This window comes from Roseofilum acuticapitatum BLCC-M154 (genome assembly GCF_030068475.1).
GTDB lineage: Bacteria > Cyanobacteriota > Cyanobacteriia > Cyanobacteriales > Desertifilaceae > Roseofilum > Roseofilum acuticapitatum.
Genome location: NZ_JAQOSP010000043.1, coordinates 1 through 4,889, shown reverse-complemented (window position 1 = coordinate 4,889; position 4,889 = coordinate 1). Strand labels below are relative to the sequence as shown.

Here is a 4,889-nt window from a genome sequence, read left to right as displayed (position 1 = left end):
AAAACTGAGGGAATTGGGAATTGATCCGAGTAGCTTGGATTCATGACCACTCATTCTCGCGTAAATTTCTTAGCCAACTCCTAGCAACGACTCCATATATAGAGGATTGGTGCGTTACGCTTCGCTAACGCACCCTACTGCTTTTAAGTTTAATTTTCGCCTCCACCTTAAAATCAAGAAGAATATTGTATAATGTTTGATGTAACGACTAAGCATAAATAGGATAACTGTAACTATGTCAGAACAAGCAAACATCAAAGACATGAATCCACAAGAGATACTAAACTGGATAATCAATGCCGATAATCATCAGCAATTAGAAGAACATTACGATCTAATAGCCGAAAAATACGAACAAATTTCAGCCGATCTTTTTGGACGTGAAGACCGACCTTTACTATCAAAAATCGTCCAGTATATCCCAAAAAATGCCTGCATCCTAGATGTTGGAGTGGGGACGGGCATAGTCGGACAACAACTCTCCCAGCTTGGTTACAATCATTTCACAGGAATTGACATTTCTCAAAAAATGCTGTTAGAAGCAAAGAAAAAGAACGTCTATACCGATCTAAAACAAATGGTATTAGGAGAGCGTTTAGACTTCAAAGATAATTTCTTTGATGCGGCGATCGCTTCTAGAGTTGTGGCACATAACCACGCTCCACTTTCATGTTTTGATGAATTGATTCGCATTACTAAACCAGAAGGATATATTATTTTCACTATTAAATCATATTTTTATGAAACCAGTGATTTCAAAGATAAATTAAATTCATTGGAATCATCGGGTAAATGGAAGTTAGTAGAAGTCGGAGAAAAATATCAGCCCATGCCAAAAGTGGATAAAAATTTGTATTGTAATGTGTGGATTTGTTCTGTTATATAATGAACTTGTGAAAAAAATTATGGATTAGGTAAAATGACATCATTTGTTATGACTATTGTAGGGGGCGGGAACAGCGGCCATGTATTGGCAGGTTTAGCCCCTCAAGAGGTGGAGACCCGCTTACTAACTAGACGACCTGAAAATTGGGACAAAACCATTAAAGTGTTTTCGGAAAATTTAACCAGTTCTATTTCTGAGGGTTATATATCTAGAATTAGTTCTAAACCAGAAGAAGTTATTCCGGGAAGCCATCTAATTATCATGTGTAGTCCCGTACACGCTTATGATGCAATTCTGTCTAAGATAGCGCCCTATGTTGACGGAGGTAGTCATATTGGTTCGTTATTTGGACAAGGTTGCAGTCACTTTTTAGCTCGATCTTTACTAGCTAATGCCTACTTTTTTGAATTTCAGACAATCCCTTGGATTTGTCGAGCTACTCACTATGGCAAACAAGCTTGTATTTATGGAAGTCAACAACATCTCCGGGTAGCTACTAATTCTCAAGAAAAGAGTAAGTTACTTAGCCAGTTAAAGACTTTGTTAGGAAAGTCTACAATAGAATTTTTACCCAATTTTCTAAGTTGTACATTAACTCCATCTAATCAAATCGTTCATCCAGGAAGATACTATGGAATATTTCATGCTTGGGATGGGGTATCGCCTTACTCTGAATCAGAGATCCCATTGCTATATTCTGATATGGATGAATTTTCAGCAAAGTGTATGACGCATCTCAGTGATGAAATTCAATCGATAAAACAAGAGATAATAAGTCAGTTCCCTGAAATTAATTTAGACTATGTAAAACCAATAAAAGATAGATTAATTGAAGATTTTTCAGGTTTGATAGAAGACAAAACTTCTTTAAAAACTATTTGGGCTACCAGCCACGCACATAGAGGAATTAAAACTCCTGTTCGAGAGATTGATGGTGGTTTTGTACCCGATTCTCAGACCCGTTTGTTTGAGGATGATATTCCCTATGGCCTATGCATTCTCAAAGGATATGCTGAAATGTTAACGATTGATACTCCGTGGATCGATATTATTGTTGAATGGCATCAAAAATTGATGGGCAAGGAATTTATTGTAAACGGGAAGCTGGTTGGAAAAGATTCTAAGCAGTGTGGTACTCCGTCTTACTATGGTACTCAGACATTACAAGATGCAGTCATTTGATGGAGCGTAATCAAAAAATCTGCAACATCATGTGACTAGACCCTCTGTGCTATAGTGTATATAATCGTTCATCAAAATTTCAAGATATTAATATGACTGACGCAAAGCCTAGAGATCGGCTGATGTTCCAAGCCTCTGATTATCTCAACCTCTTGCAGCAGCTTGAACAATTTTTTGCTGATTCCGCCAAGCACAAACCAGTTGCAACACCGCTCGATCCAGCCACGTTGAGCGATCGCCTCTCCTTGGAACTCTCAAGGGAAGGCAAATCTCTCGAAGAATTGCAAACCGATATTGCCAACTATTTAAACAATGCCGTAAAAACGGCTCATCCTGCCTACTTTAACCAGCTTTGGGGAGGATTTACTGCCCCTTGCTTTATGGGGGATATGGTCGGTAGTGCCACCAACACCTCCATGTACACCTATGAAGTGGCTCCTGTTGCCACCTTGATTGAGAAAACGGTCATTGCCAAAATGGGACAATTGGTCGGTTTCTCCGATCCAGAGGGACAGTTCACCACCGGAGGTAGCAACGGCAACTTCATGGCAATGGCGATCGCCCGTCATAAAGCGATTCCCACATTAAAACAGGAGGGAATGACCCAGTGCCCCAAGCCGATCGCCTTTGTTTCCGCAGAGTCCCACTATTCCTTTGCCAAAGCTGCCTACCTGTTGGGTTTAGGCACAGCGCAATTGTGGAGTGTCCCCGTTGATAACGAGGGAAAAATGGTGGTCGCTGAGTTAGAATCACTCATTGCCAAAGCTCGTGCCGAGGGATCTCTTCCCTTTTTTGTTGCCGGAACCGCAGGAACCACCGTCCGGGGTGCTTACGATCCATTTGCAGAGATTGCAGCAGTGGCACAACGGGAAGGGTTATGGTTCCATATAGATGGAGCATGGGGAGCGAGCGTACTCCTGAGCCAAACTCATCGGCATCTGATGCAGGGAGCAGAACAAGCAGATTCTGTGGTTTGGGATGCTCATAAGATGATGGGGATGACCTTAATGTGTTCGGTGTTGCTGGTCAAACAACGGGGGATGATGTTGAATACTTTTTCAACCGATGGCACCGATTACTTGTTCCATGCAGAGGAGTCAGACCCGATCGACCTCGGCCATAGTACCATCCATTGCGGTCGTCGGGTGGATGCACTGAAGCTTTGGCTGACCTGGAAACATCTGGGCGATCGCGGTTGGGAAACCTTAATTGACCAATATTTTACCTTAGCTGCTCGTGCAGAGGCGATTATTCATGCTCGCGAATGCCTAAAATTGGTGACACCTCGGCAGTCCCTCAATCTCTGTTTTCAATATATTCCCCAAAATTCCCAGCAGACCGCCAACGACATGACCCTAAAAATCCGACAAGCCTTGTGGTCAGAGGGAGTGGCAATGGTCAATTATGCCCAACTCGACGACATGGTAGTCTTTCGTCTGGTGATTTGTAATAATCAGACCGGTCTGGAAGACATTGAGGCATTTTTTGACGCATTAGTGGCGATCGGTCAACGATTGGAAAGGGAGTCCGTCTGATGCAGAATCTTGATGTAAACTCCTTATTTCAGCAGCTTCTTCATTATCGCGATCGTCACGCAGATTTTTCTACCCTTGGCCCGTGGTTAAAACACCAAGTGATCGCCTGTTCTTTCCCAGATATAAACCAACTTCCGTTTGAATCTGGCACCTACACTCGCAACTACATGGCCAGGGAAAAGCCGAATGAAGACCAGGGCTTTGAAGCCTTGATTATTCGATGGGACAAACGGGCGAAAACCCCGGTTCATGGTCATCCGACCTTTTCTTTTTACCATGTAATCACTGGCTTGTTTAATATGGAAATCTTTACCGATACGGGAAAAGATGGTTGGCATTTACAAAAAACTCAACTCTTTTGTCCGTCAGACACAACTTGGTTTTTAGGCAAACCCGGACGGTATGATAACTTTATTCATCGAATCACCTGTTTGGAACCGGGACACACATTTCACATTTACTCAGATAATGCTCAGAAAGGTATGTTTTTATCAAAAAATCAAAAAATATAGGTGTTACTTTGATTATTTGATGATTTTCAATCCGCTTAAGATTGAGATAAAAAATGTATGTTTTTTTGGAAAAAGGTATAATATTACAGCAGTTTTCGCTGCTATGAGGTACATTTGAATCGCCCTCAATCTGCCCTTACACAGCACTCAGAGGGACTTTCTTACTCATTACTCATTACTCATTACTCATTACTTAACAGCGCAAAGCGCTGTATCGATGACCTGGATTCGATCGCCAACGCAGCCAATGAGTTAGGCATTGTGATGGTGTTTACCGGAATGCGCCATTTTTTACATTAAGTGAACGTAAGTCTGAGGAGAACAACTCAAATAGGGCTTGAGGTTTTCGGGAGTGTGAGTGTCTCGCTCGCTAGAGGTCAAAAGCGAGCAAGATGCTCGCACTCCTCTCAGACCCCACTATTGCTACAATCAAAGCACCATCCCATCACTGAAAAACCGATGATACTCTACTACAATCCGAAAGCTGACCTCCCCTCGGCCGAAGACCTGCCCGACTCTGACGATACCCCAGTGGATAACGAACTACAAGATTTAATTCCTAGCTTGCTCAAATGGTTGTATTGGTACGATGAACAAGGAGAGCGCTATTTGACTCCAGAAGAGCAATTGTTATCAGCAAGGCAAGAAACTCTGCAAGCTCAAAGGCAAACTTTAGAAGCACAGCAACAGGCTCGCGAAGCTCAGGAACAAGTGGCAAAGTTGGCTGAAAAACTGAGGGAATTGGGAATTGATCCGAGTAGCTTGGATTCATGA

General features: G+C 42.4%; 5 protein-coding genes. All 5 read left to right on the top strand.

Annotation, left to right across the window (positions count from 1 at the left end):
• Positions 1 to 235 precede the first annotated feature (235 nt).
• Positions 236 to 886: a class I SAM-dependent DNA methyltransferase gene (locus PMG71_RS06735; protein WP_283752889.1), complete on the top strand. Its 651-nt coding sequence runs from the start codon at positions 236 to 238 to the stop codon at positions 884 to 886.
• Between the two features lie 33 nt (positions 887 to 919).
• Entirely contained in the window at positions 920 to 2,068 is a 1,149-nt protein-coding gene (locus PMG71_RS06730; protein ID WP_283752888.1) for an NAD/NADP octopine/nopaline dehydrogenase family protein, read from the top strand.
• 92 nt (positions 2,069 to 2,160) lie between these two features.
• Positions 2,161 to 3,603, top strand: a complete 1,443-nt coding sequence (locus PMG71_RS06725) for a pyridoxal phosphate-dependent decarboxylase family protein (RefSeq protein ID WP_283752887.1) — start codon at positions 2,161 to 2,163, stop codon at positions 3,601 to 3,603.
• Entirely contained in the window at positions 3,603 to 4,115 is a 513-nt protein-coding gene (locus PMG71_RS06720; protein ID WP_283752886.1) for a cupin domain-containing protein, read from the top strand. The genes PMG71_RS06725 and PMG71_RS06720 overlap by 1 nt, the downstream gene beginning before the upstream one ends.
• A gap of 459 nt (positions 4,116 to 4,574) precedes the next feature.
• Entirely contained in the window at positions 4,575 to 4,889 is a 315-nt protein-coding gene (locus PMG71_RS06715) for a hypothetical protein (protein ID WP_283751598.1), read from the top strand.

Excerpts from the sequence above, each read along its gene's own strand:
- PMG71_RS06730 (WP_283752888.1), top strand. The coding sequence starts at position 920 with ATGACATCATTTGTTATGACTATTGTAGGGGGCGGGAACAGCGGCCAT.
- PMG71_RS06720 (WP_283752886.1), top strand. The coding sequence starts at position 3,603 with ATGCAGAATCTTGATGTAAACTCCTTATTTCAGCAGCTTCTTCATTAT.
- PMG71_RS06715 (WP_283751598.1), top strand. The coding sequence starts at position 4,575 with ATGATACTCTACTACAATCCGAAAGCTGACCTCCCCTCGGCCGAAGAC.
- PMG71_RS06725 (WP_283752887.1), top strand. The coding sequence starts at position 2,161 with ATGACTGACGCAAAGCCTAGAGATCGGCTGATGTTCCAAGCCTCTGAT.
- PMG71_RS06735 (WP_283752889.1), top strand. The coding sequence starts at position 236 with ATGTCAGAACAAGCAAACATCAAAGACATGAATCCACAAGAGATACTA.